The organism is Phytopseudomonas daroniae, from assembly GCF_004327275.1.
Lineage (GTDB): Bacteria > Pseudomonadota > Gammaproteobacteria > Pseudomonadales > Pseudomonadaceae > Aquipseudomonas > Aquipseudomonas daroniae.
On the sequence record NZ_QJUJ01000008.1, the window covers coordinates 121,600 to 144,918 of the forward strand.

Genomic DNA, 23,319 nt, shown 5'->3' on the forward strand with positions numbered 1-23,319 from the left:
GGCGGCGTGTCCAAGCCCAGGAGGTTTGATGAACTCCAGTCGTCCCTATCTGATTCGTGCACTCTACGAGTGGATCGTCGACAACGATTGCACACCCCATCTGCTGGTCAACGCCGAGTACCCGGGCGTCAAGGTACCGCCGGGTTTCGTCAGCGACGGGCAAATCGTGCTCAACGTATCGCCCAGCGCCGTGCGCGAGTTGGCCATCAATAACGATGCGGTGAGCTTCGAGGGGCGTTTCGGTGGCGTCGCGCACAGCCTGTTCGTGCCATCGCCTGCCGTGCTGGCTATCTATGCGAGGGAGAATGGCCAGGGCATGGTCTTCGACCTGGAGCCGCCGGTCGCGCAGAGCGACATCGAGGAGGTAGAAGAAGAGCAGAGCCCGCCTGACGACGAACCACCGCGGCCGAGCGGACGACCCAGCCTCAAGGTCGTCAAATAAGCCGCTGCCTCTGGTCGCGAATCGAAATGCCGGTCAATTGACCGGCATTTTTTATGGCCTGCCATCCCTGGCGGCTCCTTGGCCGTCGCAAGCGACGTTAAAAATGGCTCCCGGCCATTTTTTTATGTTTGCGGCAGACTATTCGCAAGGCCGGCAATTGCTTTAGGGATTTCGTGCAATCTGCCTGAGGCATTTCTCTTCAACATGCAGTTTGCACGGAAAACAGTATTGGGTTTATTTTTAACTTATTGATTTGTATGAGTAATTTATCATTCAAAAACCTGGCACAGCGCTTGCGATAGTAAGGGGGAAGCCACTGCTTACCAGTGTCGGTGGCTCCTTCGAATTAACAGGAGTGATACCCATGAAACAGCCAATCAATAAGTTCGCCTTTGCCGCTATCACTGCGACCGCCCTGAGCTTGTCCGTGGCGGGTACCGCTTTCGCTGACAGTTACAGCAGCACCCAGCCGACCATGCTGGCTGCCAACACCATGGACAAAGCTGAAGAAGCCGTGTCCGACACCTGGATCACCAGCAAAGTGAAGTCTACCTTCCTGGCAGACGATGGCCTCAGCGCCCTGGACATCAAGGTCGAAACCAACAAGGGTGTAGTTGCCCTGTCTGGTGTGGTGGCTACTGAAGCCGAGCGTGATCTCGCTGTCGCCAAAGCCAAAGAAATCAAAGGTGTACAAGCAGTCTCCGCTGATGGCCTGAAAACTGCCGACTGATCATGTTTCCGGGCAGGCTCCATGAGCCTGCTTTCTTCCCTGTGTACAGGAGAGCTGAATCATGAATTCCGACATTATCAAAGGTAAGTGGAAGCAGCTCAGCGGTGATATCAAAGCCCGCTGGGGCAAGCTGACCAACGACGACCTGGATGTCGCCGAAGGCCATAGCGAATACCTGGCTGGCAAGCTGCAAGAGCGTTACGGCTGGACCAAGGAAAAGGCAGAAGATGAGTTGCGCGATTTCCGCAGCAAGTACTGACTTGCCGCTGGCGCTTGATACGCCACCGTTTTCACAAAAAGCCCCGGCCGCGATGCTGGGGTTTTTTGTTTTCAGGCGTCATGGCCGGTAACGCCCGGTTGCACCGCAGGTTCAAGTTTGTCTTCAATGAGCCGATTACATGGGCACATTCGTCAGGCACAGGACGTAGCATGTCGACTATCACGCCCACCACCACGGCGCCCGTCAAGACCTCGCCCGCTCGTGCCCGCGGTGACGCATCCGCGGCAACGTCGAGCGCTGCCAGCGAGCCTGAACAGCAGCGGCCCTCGGTCACCGTTACCCTCAGCGACTACGCGCAAAAGCGCATGAAGACCATGCGCGAAGCGTCGGCCAAGTTGCGCGCCATGCAGGCTAACCAGCAGGAGTCCCGCAAGGATGCCGCCCGCCAGCGCCTGGAAGACATCAAAAAACGCATCGAGATGCTCAAGCAGTTGGTCATGGCCCTAGGGCCGAGCGCTGCGAAGGGGGCACTGCGACAGATCAAGCAGCTGGCTCAGGAGCTTGGCCAGGCGGCCTCAGTGCTTAAAGAGCCTTCCGGCGGCAGCACTGCCAGCGTGAACGCTGGCGCCGCTCAGGCATCGAGCGGTACTCGCGAAGGCGCTCAGGCAACCGAAACGGCCATTGTGGTCTATGCGGCCAGCGAGGTACTGCCGGATGTCGAGGCCGACCCCGAAACCGAAACTGCGATGGGTAGCGCCGTTGCAACGGAAGAACCGTCTACCGAGGATGGCGATGCCGAGGGTGAAGGCGACGGCGATGAGCGGGCGCAACTCCCCATGGAGCGAACCCGTAATAACCGCGACGACCAGCAACGCCGCGCCGATGCCGAAGAACTGAAAAAGGTCGCTCGCCAGCTCAAGCAACTGCTAGCCATGGTCAAGGCGCAGCTCAGCGCCTCGCCGGACGAGGAGAGCAAGAAGCTGATCGGCGATATCCACAAGCAGCTAGCCGACATCGAGCTACCGGTTGGCTATATAGGGCACCTCTAAAAACTCAGTTCTGAACCGGTTACAAGACGTTCAGAGGTGATCAGCGTAAACAGTGCGGGACTGGCCTTGTCGCGACGGGGGCAATGCAGGCCGGAGAAGTCGGCTTGCTACCAGCATCACGCCATTTCCAGCAGGCTCGACATCCGCTTCAGTGCAAAGGGCGAGACACGGCCGCGACAGGTATTGAATGCTCCTTGGTTTTTGCCATGAAGCTGGCCAGCGCCGTGGTGACATACGCGTCTCGTCGGCGAATCAGCACGGTATCGACCAGCCCTTCATTGCCTTTGAGCCTGTGCACCGCCACCCTCCCAGCCTGAACCAGGGTTTCGACGATGGCCACAGGAAGCAGGGTGATCGCCAGCCCCGCCTGCACGCAGCCCAGAATGCCATCAAGGGTGCCCAGCTCCATGCGTTGAATGGTATGGACGCCGTTCTGGATCAGTTGCACTTCCAGCCGCTCGCGATACGCACAGCCGTTGCGGAAGATAGCGATCTTGACGTTGGTGGTGCTCGGCAGCCACGCAGGCCGGTCTTCGACACGTCGCACCCAGGGAGCGGTGACGATGACCAACTCCTCTGTCAGCACCGTTTCAGCGATCAGCTCTTCATGCTCCACGGAGCCTGCAACAAAGGCGACGTCCATGCGTCGCTCGAGCACATCCTCGATCAGACTTCGGGTCGTGCCTGTATTAAGGGAAAGATTCACCGCCGGAAAATGCCCGCTGTAATCTACCAACAGCGGTGGCAATCGGAAGGCCGCTGTCGTCTCCATCGAGCCAATACGCAACTGGCCCGTGGGCGTGGCATCATCGAGGATGACCCGACGCGCTTCGTCGAGCATCTGATCGATCTGATTGGCGTAGGGCAGCAACTGAACCCCGGCGGGCGTCAGGGTTACACCTCTGCCGTGGCGGTGGAACAGCGGAATACCCAGTTCAGCTTCGAGGCGCCGGATGCGTTGCGTCACATTGGACTGCACCGTGTCCAGACGAGCCGCCGCTTTGGAAATACTGCCCACCTTCGCAACTGTTGCAAAAAATTGAAGGTCAGCAGAATCCATCGTGAAGTCCTCGGTCGGGTGACTAATCCCTACGCAAAGAACACGCCAACCCATTACGTCATGATTTCGGGAGTTTCTGAACGATAAAATACCGCAGCTGAATTGTTTTGGTGCAAGTTGCCCTTTATTGGTGCGAATAAAGAGGTGGGCGATGGTATCGTTGAACTCGCTTATATTAGCGCTCAGCAATAAACCCGTGTTTTCAGTTCAATTCAGACTCCGCTATCACAACCACCGATAACAGCTATCTCCAGCACAGCGCGCTGGCATCTTTGGCGCGACACCTGCACTTGCTCCCTCATGCAAAACAATCCTCTGACACCGGAGGCCATTTCATTTGCGGAGGCGACAATGTCAAAACGTGCTGTAACTCATACGGCCGACACGGAAAACCTGAAGTTGGGTATTTACCTGGCAGGTATTCAAATATCAGTGTTTTTCACATTCGTTATTTATTGTGTGTTCCCCACTTACCCAACCCCACTGAGTCTGGATAACGGCATCCCGGCACCCTTCCTGTTCGGGTTGTTCGTCATTGCCTGCGGCACTGCGCTCACGATCCTGTATGTACAACTCACCAATCGCCAGGAGAACCGTGATGTCTGACAAGCGCCTTCTACTGCTGGCGGCGCTACTACCGCTGCCAGCCATGGCCCAAGCGCCCGGCAGCACGGGAGTCTCCAGCATATCGATCACGTGTTTTCTAGCTGTCATCGCCCTGACGCTGGTCATTACTTACTGGGCCGCCCGGCGAACCAAAAGCACCAGTGATTTCTATAATGCGGGCGGGCAGATTTCAGGGTTTCAAAATGGCCTGGCCATTGCCGGCGATGCCATGTCCGCCGGTGCGTTACTGGGTTTGACTGCGCTGGTGTTCAACTCAGGGTTTGACGGTCTGGTGTATGCGATCGGTTATACAACCGGTTTGCCTATCGTGGTCTTTCTCATGGCGGGCAAGATGCGTCGGCTGGGTAAATACACCTTTGTCGATGTGGTGTGTTCGCGACTGCAAGGAAAGTCCATCCGCGTATTTTCCGCGTTCGCGTCATTAAGTATTGTGCTGTTCTAGCTAGTTGCGCAAATGGTTGGCGCCGGTCAGCTCATACAGTTGCTGTTCGGCATTGATTACCTTTATGCGATTATTCTGGTGGGAATACTAATGGTGTTGTATGTCGCGTTCGGCGGCATGATGGCGACCACCTGGGTGCAGATCATCAAGGCCGTATTAATGATCTCGACCTGCCTGCTCATGAGTTTTCTGGTATTGCAGAGCGTGGGCTTCAGTTTCCATCAATTGCTAGTGGAGGCCGTGGGTGTGCATCCCAATGGCGTCGGTATTCTCGCGCCTATCAGCCTGCCCAGTAACCCCGTCTCCGGGATTTCCCTCGGCATTGCCCTGATGCTCGGGACAGCTGGCCTGCCCCACGTGCTGATGCGCTTTTTCACCGTCCGCGATGCCAGAGCGGCGCGCACCTCCGTGCTCTGGGCGACGATCGTGATGAACGCGTTTTACGCCATGGTCTTCATTCTCGGTTTTGGCGCTCTGTACCTGTTGAGAAAGGACGGCAGCTTTTTCGATGCCGCCGGTAACCTGGTGGGTGGCGGCAATACGGCGGCTTTGCACCTGGCTTACGTCCTGGGTGGCGAGCCGTTGTTCGGCCTCCTGTCGGCGGTCGCATTCGCGACGATTCTGGCCGTGGTCTCGGGCTTGACCATTTCCGGCGCCTCGGCCATCAGCCATGACGTGTACGGTGCACTGGCACCCAAACATCGCGACAGCGAAAAACAAGAAATGCGCATCATGAAAGTGGCGGTACTGGCCCTCGGCGCCCTCGCCATCGTGCTGGGGCTGGTGTTCAAGAACCAGAACATCGCCTACATGATCAGCCTCGCGTTTTCGATTTCTTGCTCATCGACCTTTCCGGTGCTGATCCTGGCCATGTACTGGGATCGCCTGACAGCGCGCGGCGCGGTATGGGGCGGTAGCGTCGGCCTGTTGTCCTCTCTGATTCTCACGGTTCTGGGGCCTTCTGTCTGGGTCAAGACACTGGGTTTCGCCAGCCCCATCATCACCCTCGACCCCCCGGCATTGATCACGGTACCTCTGGCGTTTCTGGTCTGCGTGGCGGCTTCGCTGTTGAGCAGGCAGGAAGTCCCGGCCCTGCAAAAATCATTTGGTTGAAAGGCACAGGTTTATCTTTATGAGTACACACGATCTGCACAGCGTTCTCTCCAGCATCGGTTTCAAAGAGCTGATGGATATCCGCAACGGCCCTGCTCTCTCTGATGATGAAGTGACCATCACCGGGGCTGATCCGTTGTACACATCGCCCTTTCGCATCGGCGAGACCGCTGCCGCCGCACTGGCTGCGAGAGGCGTGGCGGCGAACGATTTATGGGCGATGCGCAACGGCTATCGACAGACCGTCAGCGTCGACGTCAAAGCCGCTGCCGCCACCTCACTGTACGGCGGCGACATGACCCAACGCCTCAACGAACAGGGCCTTTACCAACCCATTCCTTACTCCGATGCCATGAAACATATGGTGTCAATGACACAGCCATGGCGCACCAAAGACGACCGCTGGTTGCTGCCCCACACCAATCTTGCGCATCTGGAACGGCGAATTCTGGACGTGATCAACTGCGAGAGCAGCGTCGCCTCGATTCGTGACGGCATCGGCATGCGCGATGCCGCCGAACTGGAGGACGCCATCGCCGAGGCCTACGCGTGTGGCGGGCAGGTGCGCACTCCCGAGGAGTGGCTCATGCATCCCCATGGCGCCTACCTTGCCAGCCGCCCGGTGGTGGAAATTACGCGGATCAACGACGCCCCGCCGGAATCCATGCCACCCGCAGCAGCGCCGCTGTCCGGTATTCGCGTACTCGACCTGACGCGCATTCTTGCAGGCCCCACCGCAGGCTTGGGCATGGCCGAGCACGGAGCCGACGTGTTGATGGTCACCGCGCCACACCTGCCGCAGGTGCCTTCCTTCGTCCGCGACACCAGCCATGGAAAGCGCAGTTGCTATCTGGACATCGGCAAAGCCGACGAGGCAGAGCGCCTGTACGAGCTGGTCAAGGAAAGCGATGTGTTCATCGACGGCTACAGGCCCAACCGGCTGGAGGCCTATGGCTTCGGCGCCAATGAGCTGATCGCACTCAGGCCCGGGCTTGTGCATGTCACGGTCAACTGCTTCGGCTCTGGCGGGCCTTTCGCATCCCGCGCCGGCTGGGATCAGGTAGCACAGGCGGTGACTGGCATCTGCCACACCCAGGGCCAGGCATTGGGCGCCGGGCAGCCGAAACTCACCCCCGTCTTCATGTGCGACTTTCTCACCGGTTTTCTCGCGACCTTTGGCGCGATGGTGGCCTTGGCGAGGCGAGCACGAGAAGGCGGCAGTTATCGCGTGCAAGTCTCGTTGTGTCAGTCGGCGATGTTTCTTCAGCGTCAGGGACTGATCGACAACTTCCAGGATGCGCCCAACAGGCTCAGCCCAGAAGAGTTCGAACCTCTGGCGGTGCTTGATAACGGCACGGTGTATGGCGACCTGAAAACGCTGGGCCCTGTGTTAAAAATGTCGGAGACGCCGTGCGTCTGGTCAGGAACGACGCCTGCACTCGGCAGCAGCGAGGCCGTCTGGTTGCCAAGATGATTCGGGCACGCCGCATCTCAACATGCGTCGCCCTAAATCGGCGGTTTGCGGCGTTTACTCACCCTTGATCACGATTAAGTCGACCCCGGAACCGATCCCCCGCTTGCCCCAGAGTGGTTTTGCAGCGAAGCCCAGCCCTATCCGTCGGCCGCCCTTTGCGGCCGACGCTGTTCCCGCCGTCGATTGTGCAGCCGAGAATCGGCGTCAAAAAGCAGTGCGCCTGAAGACCGTTTAGCTGGGATGCAGGGCATCGCCGGAGTCAGCAGCAAGGCCCTGCAGCGCAACAGCCATGCTGCTCAAGAACACCACCACGGCGATGCCCTACATTCCAACGCCATATAAGCCGATCACGCCCCTGCAGACCGTATCCTATGAAATCTGCCAAGTAGGTTGAGCTGCATGATAGGCAGAAAATTCGCGGGCATATAAATCAGCAGGGCCGTCAGTAGAGCTGGCTCCACTGTGGGTTACGCCAGAATCGAGGCCAGCGCTGCGCGGTCGATATTGGCACCGCTGAGCACAACAGCCGCGCGCTCGCCCTGATTGACCTCGCGTTCCTGGATCAACGCCGCCAGGGCCGCGGCGCCAGCGCCTTCGGCGAGGTTATGGGTGTCTTCGTGGAGGGCGCGAATGGCCTGGCGGATCTCGTCGTCATCGACCCGCACAATACGTGCAGCACCGGCACGGATGATCTCCAGCGCCTCGGGCTGCGGCACGCGGCAGGCCATGCCATCGGCGATGGTGTCGGCGCTGTCGGTACAGATGACTCGCCCGGCGGCGAAGCTCTGCGCGTAGGCATCGGCAGCACTCGATACCACGCCGATCACCTCGGTATCCAGGCCGAGCAGGTCGCGAGTGCGGATCACCCCGCAGATACCCGAGCCCAGGCCAATGGGCACGTAGATGCGTTTCAGCGGCGGTGTCGCCTCGAACAGTTCCAGGGCATAGGTGGCCACGCCGCGAATCAGATCCGGGTGCAGCGAGGGTACGAAATGCAGGCCGCGCCGCTCTGCCAGCTCGGCGGCTCTGGCGCGAGCTTCGTCGAAGTCGCGGCCGTATTCGATCACTTCGGCGCCCAGCGTGGCCATGGCGGCATTCTTCTCACGGGCGTTACCCAGCGGCACCACGATGCTGATCGGCAGCCCGGCCTTGCGTGCGGCCAGTGCCATGCTCTGCCCGTGGTTGCCGCGGGTGGCCGAGACCAGGCCGACGGTGTTCGGCTCGTGGCGCATCAACGCATCCACATAGACCAGGCCACCGCGCACCTTGAAGGCCCCCGTCGGCGTGTGGTTCTCGTGTTTGACCCACACTTCGCAGCCCAGTCGTTCGGCCAGCAGCGGCCAGGCGAACTGTGGCGTCGCCGGGATGCTCGGGCGAATCAGAGTGGCGGCTTGGCGTAGCGCGGCAAGGTCGAACATTTTGGGGGCTCCCGAGTGGCTTTGACCTGATGCTACGGCCCTGTCATTGTATGGGTAAATCTTTATATTGCATGGCAAGCAATGTGGTTACCTGATCTGCAAGGCAGTTCGTTGCCCACCTACCTGGCGCTGGTCGAGGCGATTTCCAGTGCCATCGGCAAGGGCGAGCTCAAGCCCGGTGAGCGCCTGCCACCACAGCGCCGGCTCGCCTGGACGCTGGGCATCAACCCGAGCACGGTGATGCAGGCGTACCGGGAAGCCGCCCGCCGGCACCTGGTGTCCGGCGAGGTCGGCCGCGGCACCTATGTGCTGGCGGATAGCCACGAAGCCAGCCTGTTTCACCTCAAGCAGCCCGGTCAGCCGGCGCAGGGCAGCGACCTGTCGACCAATGTGCCGGTGCATGATGGCGACAGCGATGACCTGTCGCGTACCCTGCAGCGGCTGATCGAGGAGGGCCGCCTCGATGCGTTGCAGGCCTACGCGCCGGCCGAGCTGGAAATGCGTGGGAGACTGGCCGGTAGTCTGTGGCTGCAGCAGCGCGGCCTGCACGCTCCGCCGTCGCGGGTACTGCTCTGCGCCGGTGCCCAGCAGGGTGTTTCCGCCGCGCTGCTGGCGCTGTGCGAGCCGGGCGATCCGGTTTTGGTCGAAGCCTTCACCGCGCCGGGTATCAAGGCCGCAGCACGGCAGTTGCGTTTGCCGCTGCATGCTGTGGCGATGGATGGGCGCGGCATCCTCCCCCAGGATCTCGACCGTCAGGTGCGTGCCACCGGCGCGCGGGTGCTGGTGCTCACTCCTTGCCTGCAGAACCCCACGGGCAGCAGCATGGATGCCGAACGTCGCCAGCGCATCGCCGAGCTGGTGGAGCGCCATGGGCTGTGGCTGATCGAGGATGACGTCTATGGCGCGCTGGGCAGTCAGGCGCCGCTCGCCGCGTCGGTGCCGGCGCATAGTCTGCTGGTCACCAGCCTGTCGAAAACCGTCGCACCAGGGCTGCGGTTGGGCTTCGTGCACGGGCCGGAGGCGCTGCTCAAACGCATCGATCCGCAAGGGCACGCCACCGGTTGGGCGGTTTCGCCACTCTGTCTGGCCCTCGCTTGCGAGTGGATCGAGGACGGTACCGCGGCGCGCAAGCTGGCCTGGCAACGCGACGAATTGCAGCAGCGCTGGCGCCTTGCCACGCGGGTGCTCGGGGCGCGTATGCCCCAGGGCCGTGAGGTTGCGCCGCACCTGTGGCTGGAGGCCGCGGATAGCAGTGACCTGGCTGCTGAATGCCGAACCGCCGGTGTCGAAGTGGTGCCGGCCGAGGTGTTCGCCGTTGGCCCAGCGTCGGCCAGTGCGATCCGCATCAGCCTGGCCGCCGCCCGCAGTCGCGCGGAACTCAAGCAGGCGCTGGAGCGCATCGTTGTCGCCTGGCCGTAATGATCGGCGCACTTGCACCCAGGCTGTAATGCGTGTCAGCTATGTTCCGTGAATTCCACGATAAGGATCCGTGCATGTCACTTTCCATAGACGGCGCTTTTATCGTCGTCAACTCTGCCGAAGAAGCCGTCGAACGTCTGGCCGCGCTGCACCAGCGCGCCACCGAAGGCCTGAGCCAGGCCCTCAAGCGCTACCTCAAGGATCGTATTCGCCCGGATGCCGAGCAGCACGAACTGTTCCGCTACCCCGAACTGCGTCTGACCTACCTGTGCCAGGGGGAGGTACCGACCACGGTGCGCGCCTACGCCAAGGTGCAGGTGCCCGGCACCTACAGCATCACCATCACCCACCCGGCCGCGTTCCGCAAATACCTGCTGGAGCAGCTGCAACCGCTGATGGCGGACTTCACCCTGACGGTCGAAGTCGGCGTCAGCCAGCAGTACATCCCCTATCCGTACGTGGTGGAGCAGGGCGATGAGCTGGCCGGTTCCGGTGTGACGGCGGCAGAACTGGCGCGGGTATTCCCCAGCACCGACCTGTCGGCCGCCACCGATGGCACCGCCGATGGCCTGTACGACTGGGAAAATACCGATCCGCTGCCGCTGGCGCTGTTCGACGCCGCCCGCGTGGATTTCTCCCTGCGTCGCCTGGTGCATTACACCGGCAGCGACTGGCGCCACGTGCAGCCGTGGATTCTGCTGACCAACTATCACCGCTATGTCGACCAGTTCATCCGTAACGGGCTGGATATGCTCAATGGCGAGTCGCGCTTCGAGCGCATGGTGCTGCCGGGCAACGTGGTCATCGAACGCGGTATGCCCGAAGGCGAGATGCAGGCGATCATCGAGACCGTGGTCTGGCACCGCTACCAGATGCCGGCCTACCACCTGCAGGCCGCCGATGGCGATGGCATCACCCTGGTCAACATCGGCGTCGGCCCGTCCAACGCCAAGAACATCACCGACCACCTGGCCGTGCTGCGCCCGCATTGCTGGCTGATGATCGGCCACTGCGGTGGCCTGCGTCAGTCGCAGACCATCGGCGACTACGTGTTGGCCCACGCCTACATGCGCCGCGACGGTATCCTCGACCGGGTACTGCCGCCGCACATTCCGCTGCCGGCCCTGGCCGAGGTGCAGCAGGCGCTGCAGGATGCCGCCGCCCAGGTCACCGGCGAGCGCGGCGACGATCTCAAACGTCGTCTTCGCACCGGCACCGTACTGACCTACGACGACCGTAACTGGGAACTGCGCTGGGCTCAGGAGCGTCCGCTGATCAACCTGTCACGGGCTGTCGCGGTGGACATGGAAAGCGGCACTATCGCCGCCCAGGGCTATCGCCTGCGGGTGCCTTACGGCACCTTGCTATGCGTATCGGACAAACCGTTGCACAGCGAGATCAAGCTGCCGGGCGCGGCGGGGGCCTTCTACGAGCGGGCGGTGACCCAGCACCTGCACATCGGTATCGCCGCCCTGGATCTGCTGCGCGGGCAACTCAACTCGCTGCACTCGCGCAAGCTGCGCAGCTTCGATGAGCCGCCATTTCGCTAGGGTCTGTTGCCGTTTCACGCACGGCCGCGCCGGAGCCCGTTTTGCCGCGAGGCAAGGCACGAGCCGCGAAGTTTAGCGGGCTAAATGAGCCGGCGAGAAACGCAGCATCGCGGCAAAACGGGCCCGGCCCTACGGGTTGCGCGGGAAATCTCGCCATGCGTCGTTGGAGGACTTGAAAAGGGAATGCCATTCCCTGCGTCCTCCGCCTAACCTGGCGAGATTTCTCGCGGCAACGCGGCTCGCGTTGAAACGGCAACAGACCCTAGGGCAGCGGCAAGCCTCAAGCTGCAAGCCCCAAGTAAGAGCAAAAGCCTGACGATGATCTGAGGGTCGCGCCAAGCTAGCTTGCAGCTACTTCTTCGGCTTGCCGAACATCATCCGCCAGCGGTTTCGGTTGAGCAGCACGTAACCGGTGAGTTGCATGCCCGCAGCCACGACCAGGCTGCGGGTCAGATCCGGATCAGCGGGGCGTGGCCCGCTGTAGATGGCGTACAGCGCATACACGACGCCGATCAGGCCGAGGATGAAGAACACCAGGCCGAGAATGGTCAGGCGATGAAGGTTGCGTGGGAACATGGCGGAAATCGTCGTGGATAACGGGGCGGCCAAACTAACCCGGAATCCGCGGTTTCGCCAGTCGCTGTCGTCGCCCGTCAGTCGCTCATTTGCCCACTTGATGCAGCGGCAGTGCCGTGGTCGATTTGATCCGTTCCATGGCGAAGCTGGAACTGATATCGGCAATGCCCGGAATCTCGATCAGGCGTTTGTACACGGCGTCGTAACCTTCGATGTCCGGCACCACCAGGCGCAGCAGATAATCTGTCACCCCCGCCATGCGATAGAAATCGACCACTTCGTCGATCTCGGCCACCTGTCTGTGGAAGTGCTTCAGCCAGTCGGCGTTGTGCTGATTGGTGCGCACGAACGCGAAAACCGTCACTGGCACACCGACCTGTCGTGGATCGAGCAGAGCGACCCGCGCGCCGATCACGCCACTTTCCTCGAGTTTCTGAATGCGCCGCCAACAGGCCGTGTTACTCAAGCCGATGCGTTCGGCGATCTCGCCCAGCGGTTGGGTGCAGTCCTGCTGTAGCAGCGCGAGGAGGGCTCGGTCGAACTTGTCCACGGTCGGGAAAACTCCTGATAAGACGATTGAGGAATATCGTCAGTATGAAACGGGCTAAGTGTGGAAAATAATTTCGATTACTTTAGGAAGTCAGGAAATCTATTCCGTTTCATGGGCCTGCGAACAGCGAAATATCAAAGTTTTTCACGTTCTGCTCTCGTAGCATGTCTTCCCGGACAACGCCGTCTACGCGGCGCCTTTTACCTCCTGCTACGGCCGTTACCCTATGCCAGAACTTTATTTCGATTACGCCGCTACCACCCCCATCGACGACGCGGTCATTCGGGACATGCTGGCATGCATGGGCCGTGATGTGGTTTTCGGCAATCCAGCTTCCTCCTCCCACTCCTTCGGTCAGCGTGCCCGTCTCGCCGTCGAGAAGGCGCGCAAGCAGGTGGCGGCTCTGGTAGGGACGAGCGTGGATCGTCTGGTCTGGACGTCCGGTGCGACCGAATCGAACAACCTGGCGCTCAAGGGCGTTGCCGCGGTTGCCGATACCCGCCGGCATATCATCACCAGCCGCCTGGAGCACAAGGCCGTTCTGGATACCGCCGGGCAACTGGAGCGAGAGGGTTTCGAGGTGACCTGGCTGCAGCCCGATAGCGCCGGCATCATTCAGCCGCAGGCTGTCGCGGCTGCCTTGCGGGACGACACTCTGCTGGTCTCGCTGATGCTGATCAACAACGAACTCGGCACGCTGACCGATATCGCCGCGATAGGCGAGCTGGTTCGCCAGCGAGGGGCGCTGTTCCATGTGGACGCCGCCCAGGCCACCGGCAAGGTGGTGATCGACCTGTCCACGTTGTCGGTGGATCTGATGTCCTTTTCCGCCCACAAGACCTACGGCCCCAAAGGTATTGGCGCGCTATACGTCGGTGAGCGCGCACGTCCGCTGATCCAGGCGCAGATCCACGGCGGTGGACACGAGCAGGGGCTGCGTTCCGGTACTCTGGCCACTCACCAGATCGTTGGTATGGGCAGCGCGTTCGCCCTCGCTGGCGAGCTCATGGCCGAAGAGAACGAGCGCATCGCTCACCTCTGCGCGCAGTTGCGCGAAGGCCTGCTGGCGCTGCCCGGCGTGCGCCTCAACGGCTGTGCCGAGAAGCGTGTGCCGCATACCCTCAACCTGTGCATCGACCACCCCTGGTTCGATGCCGAGAACCTGCTGGGGACGCTGGCGTTCTCGTCCACTTCGGCCTGCAACTCGGCCAGCAGTGCACCGTCCCATGTGTTGCTGGCGCTCGGGCTCGACGACACCCAGGCTTATCGCAGCATCCGCCTGAGCCTCGGCCGCTATACCACGCTCGCCGATGTCGAGCAGGCCATCGATGCCATTCGCCGTTGTCTGCCTGAGTGACGAGTCAGTGATGGCTCGATGAGCATTGTGCGAGAGGGGGCACTGCAGGTCGAAAGCTTCTTCGACCCACAGACATCGACGTTCAGCCATCTTGTCCATGCTGGCGTTGGCAGCGCCTGTGCGGTGATAGATCCGGTGCTCGGCTATGACACCGAGTCTGGTCTGCTCGATAGCGCTCCGGCGGATGCCTTGTTGAGGGCGATAGAGGCCAAGCGATTACAGGTGCAGTGGATCCTGGAAAGCCATATCCATGCCGACCACCTCACCGCCGCGGCTTATCTGCGTGATCGTAGCGGCGGCAGGATCGCTGCCGGCCGGAGTATCCGCGAGGTGCAACGTACCTTTCAGGTGCGCTTCGATCTGCCTGAGGATTACTGCCAGGCGAGCGGGCAGTTCGACCACCTGCTCGCCCCCGGCGAACACTTCACCATCGGCTCGTTGTCGGCCAGGGCGTTGCACGTGCCAGGTCATACACCGGCTGACACGGCCTTCCTGATAGGTGAACGGCAGGCGTTCATCGGTGACACCCTGTTCCAGCCAGATATTGGAACGGCGCGCTGCGATTTTCCTGGCGGCAGCGCTGCTCAGCTTTATCGCTCCATTCGACGTTTGCTCGAGCTGCCGGGCGATACTCGCTTGTTCATGTGCCACGACTATCCGCAGGATCGAGCGCCACAGGCTTGGTGCTCCGTGGAGGAGCAGCGTGTGCATAACCAGCACATGCATGAAGGTGTCAGTGCAGCGCAATTCATCGAATGGCGAGAAGAGCGGGATGCAGGCCTGGAGCCACCCAGATTATTGATCCCCGCCCTGCTATGGAATCTTCGTGCAGGCGTCCTGCCTGCAGGAGAGGTGGCTGGGGTGCGCTATCGCTGGGCATTGCAGGCTTGCTGAGCGGTTTGCGCCATCGTTCGCCGCCGACTTGCCCGCTGTGAAAGAAAAGGCCCCTGATGCTCGATGAGCACCAGGGGCAGGGAGTCAGCAGCATTACTCGGCGGTACGTGCCAGTTCCTTTTCGCCTACGTGGTTGTCAGCACAGGGATGTGCGCACCTTACTCACCTGCTCGGAGACACCGCGGGCAACCCATATCGATACAGCGAGTGACGTCGCGATCAGTCATGCCAGTGAGCGGCGATCACTGCTCGCCAGCGTTTCGTACCGCATTGAGAATCACCTCGGCGACCTCTTCAGGTTTCGACTGCTGTGGAACATGGCTTGTGCGCAGCTCAGTCAAGGTAGCGCCGATACGCTTGGCGGCGGTTCGCTGAACCTCGGGGTGGATCATTCGATCGTCGGTGGCGAGTACGTACCAGGAAGGCTTGGTCTTCCAGGCCGCGACCGTCGTTCTGTCATCGAAGGCGGATGCCTTGATGGGGCCTTGCGTCGCGGCCATGACGGCGGTCTGCTCAGCCGGGAGATCCTGGGCGAAGTCCTTGGCCATGCCTTCCGGGGTCAGATAGAGGAAACCGTTGCCGTCTGCCTTGATCTGACTGATGCCCGGAGGTGTAGGCGCGCCCTTGCCCTGTTCGCCGCTGGCCTGTCCGGCATCGGGCGCGAACGCTGCGACGTACACCAGAGCGCTCACTTTCTCGTGGCTGCCGGCCTCGCTGATCACGGTGCCGCCCCACGAATGCCCGACCAGCACTACTTGGCCCGGCTGGTTGTCCAGCGCTCTTTGCGTAGCGGCCACGTCGTCGGCAAGAGAGGTGAGCGGGTTCTGTACTACCGTTACCGCAACCCCTTCGGCCTGAAGAAACGGCACTACCTTGGCCCAGTCGGAGCCGTCGGCGAATGCCCCATGTACGATCACCACGGAGGGCGTTGCATCTTCGGCCTGACTGACACTGACTACCAGCAGGCTTGCCAGCGCGAAGACGGCGGTGACGATTTGCGATCTGAATGTTTTCATTGGGTAAGCTCCTGTGTAGGGAGCTCAAATTTTGCTGACAGGCCTGCTCAGCGGGTATCGGTCATTTATCCGACCCTGGGGTTTTTCCATGGATAACGCGAAGCGACTCGACATCTCATTAAGCGGAGCGCTGGGGGCTATCTCCCAGGTCGGGGATCTCAGCATGGGGCAACCTCTCGGGCATTCCCGACGCGTTGCCAGGTTGGCGCGAATGCTGGCGCAAGCCGGGCACGGCAAGGGCGACCACCTGGAGGTAGCGGAGCAGGTCGCATTGCTGCGTTGGTCCGGCTGCACCGCTAACGCCGAAGGGTTCGCTCATCTGCTGGGTGACGATGTCGAAGGACGCCGCGCGATGCTCGACCAGACTCTGGGCGCTGACGATATGAACGCGGTGCACCAGGCGACTTCGCTCGCCGTCGTACACTGCGAGGTGTCTGGCGAAATTGCGAAAACGCTGGAGCTCGGTGCCGCTGTCGAGTCAGGGTTGTGTCGGGTGTTCGAAACCTATGACGGAACCGGCCGGCCGTTGGGGTTGGCGCATGAAAGCATTCCGGAAGTGGCCTACCAGGTGGTACTTGCCGGGGATCTGGACATTCTCAGCCGGACACATGGCCTGGACGCGGCGCTGAGCTGGATCGGCAATCAGTCTGATCGACGTTATCCCGCCTCCCTCGTCTCGTTGCTCGTACGAAATGCGGAAGAGTGGTTGGCGGATCTTGAGAGCGCTTCCGAGGGGGCGGACGACGCCAAGGCCGAACGCCCAGTGTCGCTGACACTGGTGGGGGATGTGATCGATCTGAAATTGCCCTGGTTGGCAGGCCATTCCAGGCAGGTGGCGCATGTCGCCACCGAGGCGGCACGTTTGTGGGGGCTGCCCGAGCCAGCCCTGACGGAAATTGGCAAAGCAGCCCTCATTCACGGTCTCGGGCGGGCAGCCGTATCCAATCATCTCTGGAATACCGCAGGGCCGCTGCCATACGGGGCAGCGGAGCGAATACACCTCGTTCCCTACTGGACGCAGAAAGCGTCGAGACAAATCAGCGAGCTGGCCACGTCTGGAGAGATCGCCGCCCATGCTTACGAACGGCTCGACGGCAGTGGTTACTTTCGAGGTGCGTCAGCAGATTCCCAGTGCTCCGAGTATCGGTTGCTCGCCACCACCGTAGCCTGGGTCGCGTTAAGGGGAGCCAGGCCCTGGCGGCCGGCCTACAGCGAAGCGGAGGCGGCGAGGCTGCTCAAGCAGGACGCCAGCCGCGGATTGTTCGACGGTGAAATCTGCGAAGCGGTGATCGCCGCTGCGCGTGGTGAGCGCAGGCGCCCTCAACCCAAGAATCCGTTACTCACCTCGCGCGAGTGTCACATTCTCCTGGAGATCAGCCGTGGTGCCAGCAACAAGGAAGTGGCGCGGCGGCTGGATATCAGCCCGAGTACTGTTCGTACCCACGTGGAAAGCATTTTTCGCAAGCTGGGTTGCTCCACGCGAGCGGCGGCCACATTGAAGGCGCTGACGTCAGGTCTGATCGCCTGATAGCTGTCCTCTGGGCAGCGGATTGCTTTCGGGCCGCTCGTGCAGAACTACGCGGATGGCCGGATGAGTTATGCGAGTCCGCCTTGGCTGCACAGATTGGCGCGGGCCAGGGTTGTAAACGCCTTGAGCGCAGCGGAGGGGTTGCGTCGGTTCGGGTAGTACAGGCACAGGTCATCTCTGGGAGGTGTCCAGCCCTGCAGTACTCGCTCGAACTGTCCGGTCTCGATTTCGCTCTGAACGTCCTGTTCCATGAAAAAGCCGAGCCCCATGCCTTCCTGCACCACAGCCTTGGCGACACTGGGCTCGTCAAGCGTGAGCTGCCCGGCCACGTCAAGCCTGGTCACTTCTCCCGCTCGCTCGAAATGCCAGGGGTAAATTGCGCCATTCGGTAGGCGGATACGTATGCACTGATGGTGGAGGAGGTCGGGTGGCGTAAGGGGCCGGCCGTATTTTTCGAAGTACGCTGGCGTACCGACCACGGCGTAACGTTGCGGCTGGCCAAGGGAGATCACGATCATGTCACTGGGCACGAGATTCGCGGAGCGTACACCGAGATCGAAACCGTCAGCGACTATGTCTACCAAACGGCCTTCGGTCACGAGGTCGATGTGTACCTTCGGGTAACGTCGCAGAAACTCCAGAATCAATGGCAGCAGGGCTGTTCGGGCGGCACTCGCGAACGCATTGATGCGCAGAACGCCCGAGGGCCCGGCGTTGTGGGATCGCACCGCTTCGAGCCCGGCGCGTACATCATGCAAGGCCGGGCCAACCTGCTCCAGAAACATCTTGCCCGACTCGGTCAGAGACACGCTGCGTGTCGTGCGATTGAACAGCCGCGTTTCGAGATTCGCCTCCAGTTTGGCAATGGTATTACTCAAGGCGGTGGTTGATACATCCAGATCGATAGCGGCCTGTCGAAACGAGGCCCTGCGCGCCACGGCCATTACCGCTTCCAGCTCATTGAGGCCAAGGCGAGAGTCAGGCATTCGATTATCCTGATTTTAGGGATTGGTCATTAATGTCTATCCCAGTTGAGCAAATTATCAATTGGGCGGCAAGATCACAGTCGTGAACCCAACCAACTGTGAGAGAGGAGATCAGACTCATGAGTCTTCAACTGCCTGACGCCGTGGAGACATACTTCGCTATCAGCAATGGCGGCGACGTGTCACGCCTGGCGAGCTGTTTCTGCGCGGATGCCACGGTGTTCGACGAAAACAAAACGCATGAGGGAATTGAGTCCATCAAATCCTGGCAGCATGAGGCACAGCAGGCGTTCACCTACCATGTCCAGCCTCTGGAGGCCCTGCACGAAGAGGGCAGGCTGACCGTCATTGCGCGTATTACCGGCAATTTTCCCGGCAGCCCGGTCAAGCTGAGCCATGTGTTTGTGCTGAAGGATGATCGGATCCGCTCGCTGGAGATTACGCCATGATGGATCTCGGCCTGGCCGGCAAGCGGGTGCTGGTCACCGGTGGCACCAAAGGCGTCGGGAGCGCTGTCGTCAAGCTGTTCCGTGCAGAGGGCGCGCAAGTGCTCACCTCGGCCCGGCAGGCGAACACCGACATGCCGGATGCCCTGTTCGTTGCGGCCGATCTCACGACCCTGGAAGGTTGCGAAACACTGCTGGCCGCGACTAAACGGCTCTTGGGCAGTGTGGACATAATCGTCCACGTCCTCGGTGGTTCGTCCGCGCCCGGCGGTGGATTCGCTGCGTTGAGCGAAGAACAGTGGCAACGCGAGCTCGATCTGAACCTGTTTCCTGCCGTACGCCTCGATCGCGCATTGCTACCGGATATGCTGGCGCGAAGGGACGGCGTCATCATCCATGTGACCTCCATTCAAAGTCGGCTGCCTCTGCCTGAGGCTACAACTGCCTACGCGGCTGCCAAGGCTGCGCTTTCGACCTACAGCAAAAGTCTGTCGAAAGAAGTCTCGCCAAAAGGTGTGCGTGTTGTCCGGGTTTCGCCGGGCTGGATTGCAACCGAGGCGGCGGTCGCATTGGCTGAGAGACTGGCTCAGGAAGCAGGTACTGACTACGAAGGCGGCAAGCGGATAATCATGGATGCACTGGGTGGCATTCCGCTCGGCCGCCCTTCGACACCGCCAGAAGTGGCCAGCCTCATTGCGTTCCTGGCTTCGTCCGGCGCGGCATCCATCACGGGGAGCGAATTTGTCATCGATGGTGGAACGATTCCGACAGCCTAGCTGCGGCTGCCTTACTTGAACGCGGCAACCACATACGGCGACGATTGGCGTTTGACTGTATTCGAGCTGAGGTGGACATCAAGCGTTGTCCGCTTCTGACCGGATCCTCCCGCATCACGCTATGCGTTCAGTCCAATCCAGCCATGCACGCCTACATAGATGCCGACCGCGATTATCAACAAGCTGGAAAGATAAGGCGCACGACGCACCACCACGTTCAGCCACGGCCAGCGATTGGATGCCTGTCTGGATGCAAGTGCTGCAGCAGCACCAACGGTCACCAGAGTAATGGCTAGGCCAATGCTGAAACATAGAACCAGAATCGCGCCCAGAGTGACCTCCTTCACCTGAAGGCATAACAGCAATACGGTAATCGCTGCCGGGCAAGGGATAAGGCCGCCCGTTAGACCAAAGAGGATGATCTGCCCGGTGGTCACACTGCGGTTACTGAAGCGTTTGCGAATGTCGTTGGCATGCGTCCGTTCATGAGCATCCTGATAGCCTTCGACGGCAAGTACGACCCCTTGCTGGTCGGGGTGAACATGACCGTGCTCATGAAAGTCAAAATCGTAGTCATGGGAATGACCACCGTGCCCAAGGCTTAGACGAATACGGAACTCGTGCGGCTCGGGGATTGCGCCGACTGACTCCAAATACGATCCCATTTCCAAGAAACGAAACTGACGCATTCGACCATCTGCGCGAGTTGTCTGAAGGGTGACATCATGGGCTGCCCAAGGGCTGCCGGTGACCGCTTGCAGCCGCCATTTTGGGGGAGCGTCTTCCTCAAATATCGACAACTCCACGACACCATGTCCGGTATCGATGCGCCGAGTCTCCGCGTGATCGTGCTGGTGTGTGGCATCCTGCTCTGCGTACCAGGCTCGCTCACCTCGCCAGGTACGCCAGAGCATCCAGAATGCGATGGCAATGATCAGCACGGCCGACGCGAGCTGAAAGTAAGGCTCCGTAGTTTCGGCATCAAGGTTCCGGCCAATGTACATGCCGCCAATAGCTACGAACCAGACCACTGCGGTATGTGAAATGGTTGCCGCAAGCCCAAGTAGCATGGCCTGCTTGACCGTTCCACGAACCGCGACGATGAACGCGGCCATCATCGTTTTCGAGTGGCCTGGTTCCAGGCCATGCAAGGCTCCCAGAAGTATCGCAGTGGGAAAGTAGAACCAGGCCTGGGAACTGCCTTGTTGCAGGACTTCTGCGAAGCTGGACATGGTCGCACCTACAAGTATTTGGTGATCTGTTTGAATTCTTCCAAGGGGGCGTGCTCACCAGTGGTGAGGGTTCCTACGGCATGCTCCAAGCAGTGATCAATGTGATCCCGGATCAAGGTGCGTTTGGCCTGACATACGGCTTTTTCAACAGCATGAAGTTGCTGAGCAATATCGACGCAAGCACGACCGTCCTCGATCATCGTCACGATGCTTCGCAGGTGTCCTTCCGCTCGCTTCAACCTTTTGATGATCTCTTTATGACTTTGGTGCTGATGACCGTGTTCGTGCTCAGGCATATCTTGAGTCTCGTGCGGGGATCAATTGCTCGTATCCTATCCCCCCGGGGAGGATGCGTGTCAAATGCACGTTGCACTCAATGCATCAAACCGTTCTCCAGTACATCGGTGGTATTCGCCCTGACCCTTGCCATCTCACTGGCATGACTTGAGCACACCATGCTGTTTCGGTAATGCCGAGCGAAAAGTCGTGGGGCGATGTGGTGCATACGCATGCCCATTCACATGCAGAGAATGCTGCTTCTGCCCGTCACGATTGTTATGCCGTCGGAGTACGCCATTGACGCCACGGGCGTTGGCCGATCGCTCGGTCTCGCGCAAATAGGAGAAATGAAGAAGACGCTGGCGGAAGAAGCTGACTTTTCAACAGGCGCAGGTGTTTAGAGGTCGAAACAAAACCTGCTTGGCAGGTTTTGTTTGGCATCGATCAGAAGAAGCCCAAAGGATTGATGTCGTAGCTGACCAGCAGGTTCTTGGTCTGCTGATAGTGGTCGAGCATCATCTTGTGGGTTTCGCGCCCGACCCCGGACTTCTTGTAGCCGCCAAATGGTGATCACCTCTTATTGTAAGTTGGCCGCGGTATCGCGACCGAGTGCGGGGCAGTCAGCCTCGCTGACTGCCTCAAATCCTGCGTGCAGGGCTCAGGTGTTCTGAGGCACTTCACCTCTCGACAGGCGTGCGTTGATGTCATCGATCACCGCGGGCAGCTCGGCGATGGTGTCGATCAGGTAGTGCGGACGCGAGCCTTCCAGCATGCGGCCAATGCGAATGCGCTCCTGATCCAGCTTGTCCTGAGGCATGCTCTTGTACTGCTCGTAAGTCACTCCAAGGGCGTTGCCCGAACAGGTCAATGCCACTGTCCACATACCGGCGCTGCGGCCTTCCAGAATGCCAGGCCAGGTGTCGTCGATTTTCACGCAAGCAGCCACATCATTGATGCCGAGCGCGATCACGTTGGCCAGCGATTGAGCCGGGTAGGGGCGGCCATTGGGTACTTCATCGCTGGCCACGACGTGATCCGGCACATAGCCGTTCTGGCGTGCCAGCTCCACGACCTTTTCCATGACCACCGCCGGATAACCGGAGCAGGTACCGATCTTCAGCCCCTTTTCGCGTAACGCCGCGATGGCTTCCAGCGCACCGGGAATCAGCGCCGAGTGCAGGCCGATCTTGTCTATCTGCAGCGGCATGAAACGCTCGTAGATTGCCGTCACGTCGGCATCGGTTGGGGTTCGACCAAATTTCGCGTGGTAGCGCTCAGCAACGGCAGGTAGATCGCAGAGCGTGCGGATGTGATCCCACTTGCCCATACCCATTGGCCCGCGCGCTTCCTCAAGGGAAACCTCGACACCGAACTCGCCAAAGGCTTCGACGAAAATCTGCGTTGGTGCGAAAGAGCCGAAGTCGACAACGGTACCTGCCCAGTCGAGAATCGCGGCTTGCAATTGAGTCGGTTGCTTGTAGTTCATGGTGTATCTCCAAACGAAGGATGAGAGAGGCCTGTCCTCCCCGTCGACAGGGCAGGCTATTGCATTCAGGTGGGTGGCGGTATGCTGCCCTCGAACAGCTCGGCGATCATCGGTCGGTTACGACGGATGCCCAGGCAGCACGGTGGTACTCGATGTGAAACGGATGGTCGACGAAGGTGATCGGCCGGGTGCCAGGCGTCTCTGCATACTCAACCGCTGAAACGAAACCGATGCCGCTTCCCTGAGCAATGGCATGCACAATCGCCTCGCGGCTGTTGAGTTGCATGGCGCAGTCCAGCTCAATACCGGCTCGTTGACACGCTTCCTCCACCAGTTGCCTGGTGCGTGAGCCCCGCTCGCGCAGGATCACCCGCTCACCGTTACCGTTGATGGCCTGCATGCCGGGAATTGCAAAGCCGAAGGTCTGTCGACCGGTGTAGAAAAACAGGTAGCAGAACATCGTCGCCAACAGCATTCGCCACTGAGCCAAGTGAAAGGATGGGGTGGCGGGAACAGCGAGACCAGACAGAGAATGCTCACGATTCATCATATTTTCCTTCTTGTTACGCTCCCTCCAACCAGGCTGCTGGAGGAACGGCACTCTTATTCGGTGCAACAGGAAACAGGCGACCTGAACAGCCGCCCACGT

At 60.4% G+C, this 23,319-nt stretch carries 22 protein-coding genes and 6 pseudogenes; 15 read left to right on the forward strand and 13 right to left on the reverse strand.

Annotation, left to right across the window (positions count from 1 at the left end):
* Positions 1-28: 28 nt before the first annotated feature.
* The 4 genes from DNK10_RS18345 to DNK10_RS18360 all read left to right on the forward strand — a co-directional run bounded on the left by DNK10_RS18345 (position 29) and on the right by DNK10_RS18360 (position 2,441).
* Entirely contained in the window at positions 29-442 is a 414-nt protein-coding gene (locus DNK10_RS18345; protein ID WP_131180214.1) for a ClpXP protease specificity-enhancing factor, read from the forward strand.
* 364 nt (positions 443-806) lie between these two features.
* Positions 807-1,172 carry a BON domain-containing protein gene (locus DNK10_RS18350; RefSeq protein ID WP_131180215.1) on the forward strand — a complete coding sequence of 122 codons (366 nt, stop codon included), beginning with the start codon at positions 807-809 and terminating at the stop codon, positions 1,170-1,172.
* A gap of 61 nt (positions 1,173-1,233) precedes the next feature.
* Positions 1,234-1,431 carry a CsbD family protein gene (locus tag DNK10_RS18355; RefSeq protein ID WP_131180216.1) on the forward strand — a complete coding sequence of 66 codons (198 nt, stop codon included), beginning with the start codon at positions 1,234-1,236 and terminating at the stop codon, positions 1,429-1,431.
* Between the two features lie 170 nt (positions 1,432-1,601).
* On the forward strand, positions 1,602-2,441 hold the full coding sequence (locus DNK10_RS18360; RefSeq protein ID WP_131192540.1) for a hypothetical protein: 840 nt from the start codon (positions 1,602-1,604) through the stop codon (positions 2,439-2,441).
* Between the two features lie 148 nt (positions 2,442-2,589).
* Here DNK10_RS18360 and DNK10_RS18365 read toward each other — a convergent pair whose 3' ends face one another.
* Entirely contained in the window at positions 2,590-3,501 is a 912-nt protein-coding gene (locus DNK10_RS18365; RefSeq protein WP_131192541.1) for a LysR family transcriptional regulator, read from the reverse strand.
* A 351-nt stretch (positions 3,502-3,852) separates the two neighbouring features.
* Between DNK10_RS18365 and DNK10_RS18370 the strand changes: the two genes are divergently transcribed.
* The 3 genes and pseudogenes from DNK10_RS18370 to DNK10_RS18380 all read left to right on the forward strand — a co-directional run bounded on the left by DNK10_RS18370 (position 3,853) and on the right by DNK10_RS18380 (position 7,157).
* Positions 3,853-4,107, forward strand: coding sequence for a DUF485 domain-containing protein (locus DNK10_RS18370; RefSeq protein WP_131192542.1), 255 nt, complete (start codon positions 3,853-3,855; stop codon positions 4,105-4,107).
* 43 nt (positions 4,108-4,150) lie between these two features.
* Positions 4,151-5,683, forward strand: a pseudogene (locus DNK10_RS18375) (sodium:solute symporter family transporter).
* A gap of 73 nt (positions 5,684-5,756) precedes the next feature.
* Complete coding sequence (locus DNK10_RS18380) at positions 5,757-7,157, forward strand: CoA transferase (RefSeq protein ID WP_131192543.1); 1,401 nt, start codon at positions 5,757-5,759, stop codon at positions 7,155-7,157.
* 324 nt (positions 7,158-7,481) lie between these two features.
* Here DNK10_RS18380 and DNK10_RS18385 read toward each other — a convergent pair.
* Positions 7,482-7,606, reverse strand: a pseudogene (locus DNK10_RS18385) (paraquat-inducible protein A); the annotation flags it as partial.
* An 18-nt stretch (positions 7,607-7,624) separates the two neighbouring features.
* The gene (locus DNK10_RS18390; RefSeq protein WP_131192544.1) at positions 7,625-8,575 is read right to left on the reverse strand and encodes a threonine dehydratase; all 951 of its coding nucleotides are present in this window, start codon (positions 8,573-8,575) and stop codon (positions 7,625-7,627) included.
* An 81-nt stretch (positions 8,576-8,656) separates the two neighbouring features.
* Here DNK10_RS18390 and DNK10_RS18395 point away from each other — a divergent pair, with 81 nt between their 5' ends.
* Together DNK10_RS18395 and amn are read left to right on the forward strand one after the other, a co-directional pair.
* Positions 8,657-9,994, forward strand: coding sequence for an aminotransferase-like domain-containing protein (locus DNK10_RS18395; RefSeq protein WP_131192545.1), 1,338 nt, complete (start codon positions 8,657-8,659; stop codon positions 9,992-9,994).
* Positions 9,995-10,080: 86 nt separating this feature from the next.
* Positions 10,081-11,544 (forward strand): AMP nucleosidase, encoded by a 1,464-nt coding sequence (amn, locus tag DNK10_RS18400; protein ID WP_131192658.1) that lies wholly within the window; start codon positions 10,081-10,083, stop codon positions 11,542-11,544.
* 351 nt (positions 11,545-11,895) lie between these two features.
* Here the strand turns inward: amn and DNK10_RS18410 are convergent, their stop codons facing one another.
* Positions 11,896-12,120: a hypothetical protein gene (locus DNK10_RS18410; protein ID WP_131180220.1), complete on the reverse strand. Its 225-nt coding sequence runs from the start codon at positions 12,118-12,120 to the stop codon at positions 11,896-11,898.
* Between the two features lie 85 nt (positions 12,121-12,205).
* Entirely contained in the window at positions 12,206-12,670 is a 465-nt protein-coding gene (locus DNK10_RS18415) for an Lrp/AsnC family transcriptional regulator (protein WP_131192547.1), read from the reverse strand.
* Positions 12,671-12,896: 226 nt separating this feature from the next.
* Between DNK10_RS18415 and DNK10_RS18420 the strand changes: the two genes are divergently transcribed.
* Both DNK10_RS18420 and DNK10_RS18425 read left to right on the forward strand, forming a co-directional pair.
* Positions 12,897-14,027, forward strand: a complete 1,131-nt coding sequence (locus DNK10_RS18420) for a cysteine desulfurase family protein (protein WP_131192548.1) — start codon at positions 12,897-12,899, stop codon at positions 14,025-14,027.
* A gap of 18 nt (positions 14,028-14,045) precedes the next feature.
* The gene (locus DNK10_RS18425) at positions 14,046-14,921 is read left to right on the forward strand and encodes an MBL fold metallo-hydrolase (protein ID WP_207389984.1); all 876 of its coding nucleotides are present in this window, start codon (positions 14,046-14,048) and stop codon (positions 14,919-14,921) included.
* Between the two features lie 242 nt (positions 14,922-15,163).
* On the opposite strand, the gene DNK10_RS18430 is transcribed toward DNK10_RS18425, so the two are convergent.
* Positions 15,164-15,937: an alpha/beta hydrolase gene (locus tag DNK10_RS18430; RefSeq protein ID WP_131192549.1), complete on the reverse strand. Its 774-nt coding sequence runs from the start codon at positions 15,935-15,937 to the stop codon at positions 15,164-15,166.
* Positions 15,938-16,025: 88 nt separating this feature from the next.
* On the opposite strand from DNK10_RS18430, the gene DNK10_RS18435 reads away from it, so the two are divergent.
* Complete coding sequence (locus DNK10_RS18435; protein ID WP_131192550.1) at positions 16,026-17,465, forward strand: HD domain-containing phosphohydrolase; 1,440 nt, start codon at positions 16,026-16,028, stop codon at positions 17,463-17,465.
* A gap of 68 nt (positions 17,466-17,533) precedes the next feature.
* On the opposite strand, the gene DNK10_RS18440 is transcribed toward DNK10_RS18435, so the two are convergent.
* On the reverse strand, positions 17,534-18,451 hold the full coding sequence (locus tag DNK10_RS18440) for a LysR family transcriptional regulator (RefSeq protein WP_131192551.1): 918 nt from the start codon (positions 18,449-18,451) through the stop codon (positions 17,534-17,536).
* 119 nt (positions 18,452-18,570) lie between these two features.
* On the opposite strand from DNK10_RS18440, the gene DNK10_RS18445 reads away from it, so the two are divergent.
* Complete coding sequence (locus DNK10_RS18445; RefSeq protein WP_131192552.1) at positions 18,571-18,900, forward strand: nuclear transport factor 2 family protein; 330 nt, start codon at positions 18,571-18,573, stop codon at positions 18,898-18,900.
* A complete protein-coding gene (locus tag DNK10_RS18450) occupies positions 18,897-19,673 on the forward strand; it encodes an SDR family oxidoreductase (RefSeq protein WP_131192553.1) in 777 nt (258 codons plus the stop codon). Before DNK10_RS18445 ends, DNK10_RS18450 begins: the two co-directional genes overlap by 4 nt.
* 119 nt (positions 19,674-19,792) lie before the next feature.
* On the opposite strand, the gene DNK10_RS18455 is transcribed toward DNK10_RS18450, so the two are convergent.
* Both DNK10_RS18455 and DNK10_RS18460 read right to left on the reverse strand, forming a co-directional pair.
* Entirely contained in the window at positions 19,793-20,905 is a 1,113-nt protein-coding gene (locus DNK10_RS18455) for a nickel/cobalt efflux protein RcnA (RefSeq protein ID WP_131192554.1), read from the reverse strand.
* Between the two features lie 8 nt (positions 20,906-20,913).
* A complete protein-coding gene (locus DNK10_RS18460; RefSeq protein WP_131192555.1) occupies positions 20,914-21,201 on the reverse strand; it encodes a metal-sensing transcriptional repressor in 288 nt (95 codons plus the stop codon).
* Between the two features lie 243 nt (positions 21,202-21,444).
* Here DNK10_RS18460 and DNK10_RS18465 point away from each other — a divergent pair.
* Positions 21,445-21,558: pseudogene (locus DNK10_RS18465) on the forward strand (transmembrane anchor protein); the annotation flags it as partial.
* A 70-nt stretch (positions 21,559-21,628) separates the two neighbouring features.
* Here DNK10_RS18465 and DNK10_RS18470 read toward each other — a convergent pair.
* The 4 genes and pseudogenes from DNK10_RS18470 to DNK10_RS26350 form a co-directional block, all read right to left on the reverse strand.
* Positions 21,629-21,748: pseudogene (locus DNK10_RS18470) on the reverse strand (hypothetical protein); the annotation flags it as partial.
* Between the two features lie 94 nt (positions 21,749-21,842).
* Positions 21,843-22,670 carry a phosphonoacetaldehyde hydrolase gene (gene phnX, locus DNK10_RS18475; protein WP_131192556.1) on the reverse strand — a complete coding sequence of 276 codons (828 nt, stop codon included), beginning with the start codon at positions 22,668-22,670 and terminating at the stop codon, positions 21,843-21,845.
* Between the two features lie 65 nt (positions 22,671-22,735).
* Positions 22,736-23,046 (reverse strand): annotated as a pseudogene (locus DNK10_RS18480) (LysR substrate-binding domain-containing protein); the annotation flags it as partial.
* A 15-nt stretch (positions 23,047-23,061) separates the two neighbouring features.
* Positions 23,062-23,217: pseudogene (locus tag DNK10_RS26350) on the reverse strand (MFS transporter); the annotation flags it as partial.
* Positions 23,218-23,319 lie beyond the last annotated feature (102 nt).

Coding starts and splice junctions, on each gene's coding strand:
- DNK10_RS18345 (WP_131180214.1), top strand. CDS start 29: ATGAACTCCAGTCGTCCCTATCTGATTCGTGCACTCTACGAGTGGATC.
- DNK10_RS18350 (WP_131180215.1), top strand. CDS start 807: ATGAAACAGCCAATCAATAAGTTCGCCTTTGCCGCTATCACTGCGACC.
- DNK10_RS18355 (WP_131180216.1), top strand. CDS start 1,234: ATGAATTCCGACATTATCAAAGGTAAGTGGAAGCAGCTCAGCGGTGAT.
- DNK10_RS18360 (WP_131192540.1), top strand. CDS start 1,602: ATGTCGACTATCACGCCCACCACCACGGCGCCCGTCAAGACCTCGCCC.
- DNK10_RS18365 (WP_131192541.1), bottom strand. CDS start 3,501: ATGGATTCTGCTGACCTTCAATTTTTTGCAACAGTTGCGAAGGTGGGC.
- DNK10_RS18370 (WP_131192542.1), top strand. CDS start 3,853: ATGTCAAAACGTGCTGTAACTCATACGGCCGACACGGAAAACCTGAAG.
- DNK10_RS18380 (WP_131192543.1), top strand. CDS start 5,757: ATGGATATCCGCAACGGCCCTGCTCTCTCTGATGATGAAGTGACCATC.
- DNK10_RS18390 (WP_131192544.1), bottom strand. CDS start 8,575: ATGTTCGACCTTGCCGCGCTACGCCAAGCCGCCACTCTGATTCGCCCG.
- DNK10_RS18395 (WP_131192545.1), top strand. CDS start 8,657: ATGTGGTTACCTGATCTGCAAGGCAGTTCGTTGCCCACCTACCTGGCG.
- DNK10_RS18410 (WP_131180220.1), bottom strand. CDS start 12,120: ATGTTCCCACGCAACCTTCATCGCCTGACCATTCTCGGCCTGGTGTTC.
- DNK10_RS18420 (WP_131192548.1), top strand. CDS start 12,897: ATGCCAGAACTTTATTTCGATTACGCCGCTACCACCCCCATCGACGAC.
- DNK10_RS18425 (WP_207389984.1), top strand. CDS start 14,046: ATGAGCATTGTGCGAGAGGGGGCACTGCAGGTCGAAAGCTTCTTCGAC.
- DNK10_RS18430 (WP_131192549.1), bottom strand. CDS start 15,937: ATGAAAACATTCAGATCGCAAATCGTCACCGCCGTCTTCGCGCTGGCA.
- DNK10_RS18435 (WP_131192550.1), top strand. CDS start 16,026: ATGGATAACGCGAAGCGACTCGACATCTCATTAAGCGGAGCGCTGGGG.
- DNK10_RS18440 (WP_131192551.1), bottom strand. CDS start 18,451: ATGCCTGACTCTCGCCTTGGCCTCAATGAGCTGGAAGCGGTAATGGCC.
- DNK10_RS18445 (WP_131192552.1), top strand. CDS start 18,571: ATGAGTCTTCAACTGCCTGACGCCGTGGAGACATACTTCGCTATCAGC.
- DNK10_RS18450 (WP_131192553.1), top strand. CDS start 18,897: ATGATGGATCTCGGCCTGGCCGGCAAGCGGGTGCTGGTCACCGGTGGC.
- DNK10_RS18455 (WP_131192554.1), bottom strand. CDS start 20,905: ATGTCCAGCTTCGCAGAAGTCCTGCAACAAGGCAGTTCCCAGGCCTGG.
- DNK10_RS18460 (WP_131192555.1), bottom strand. CDS start 21,201: ATGCCTGAGCACGAACACGGTCATCAGCACCAAAGTCATAAAGAGATC.
- phnX (WP_131192556.1), bottom strand. CDS start 22,670: ATGAACTACAAGCAACCGACTCAATTGCAAGCCGCGATTCTCGACTGG.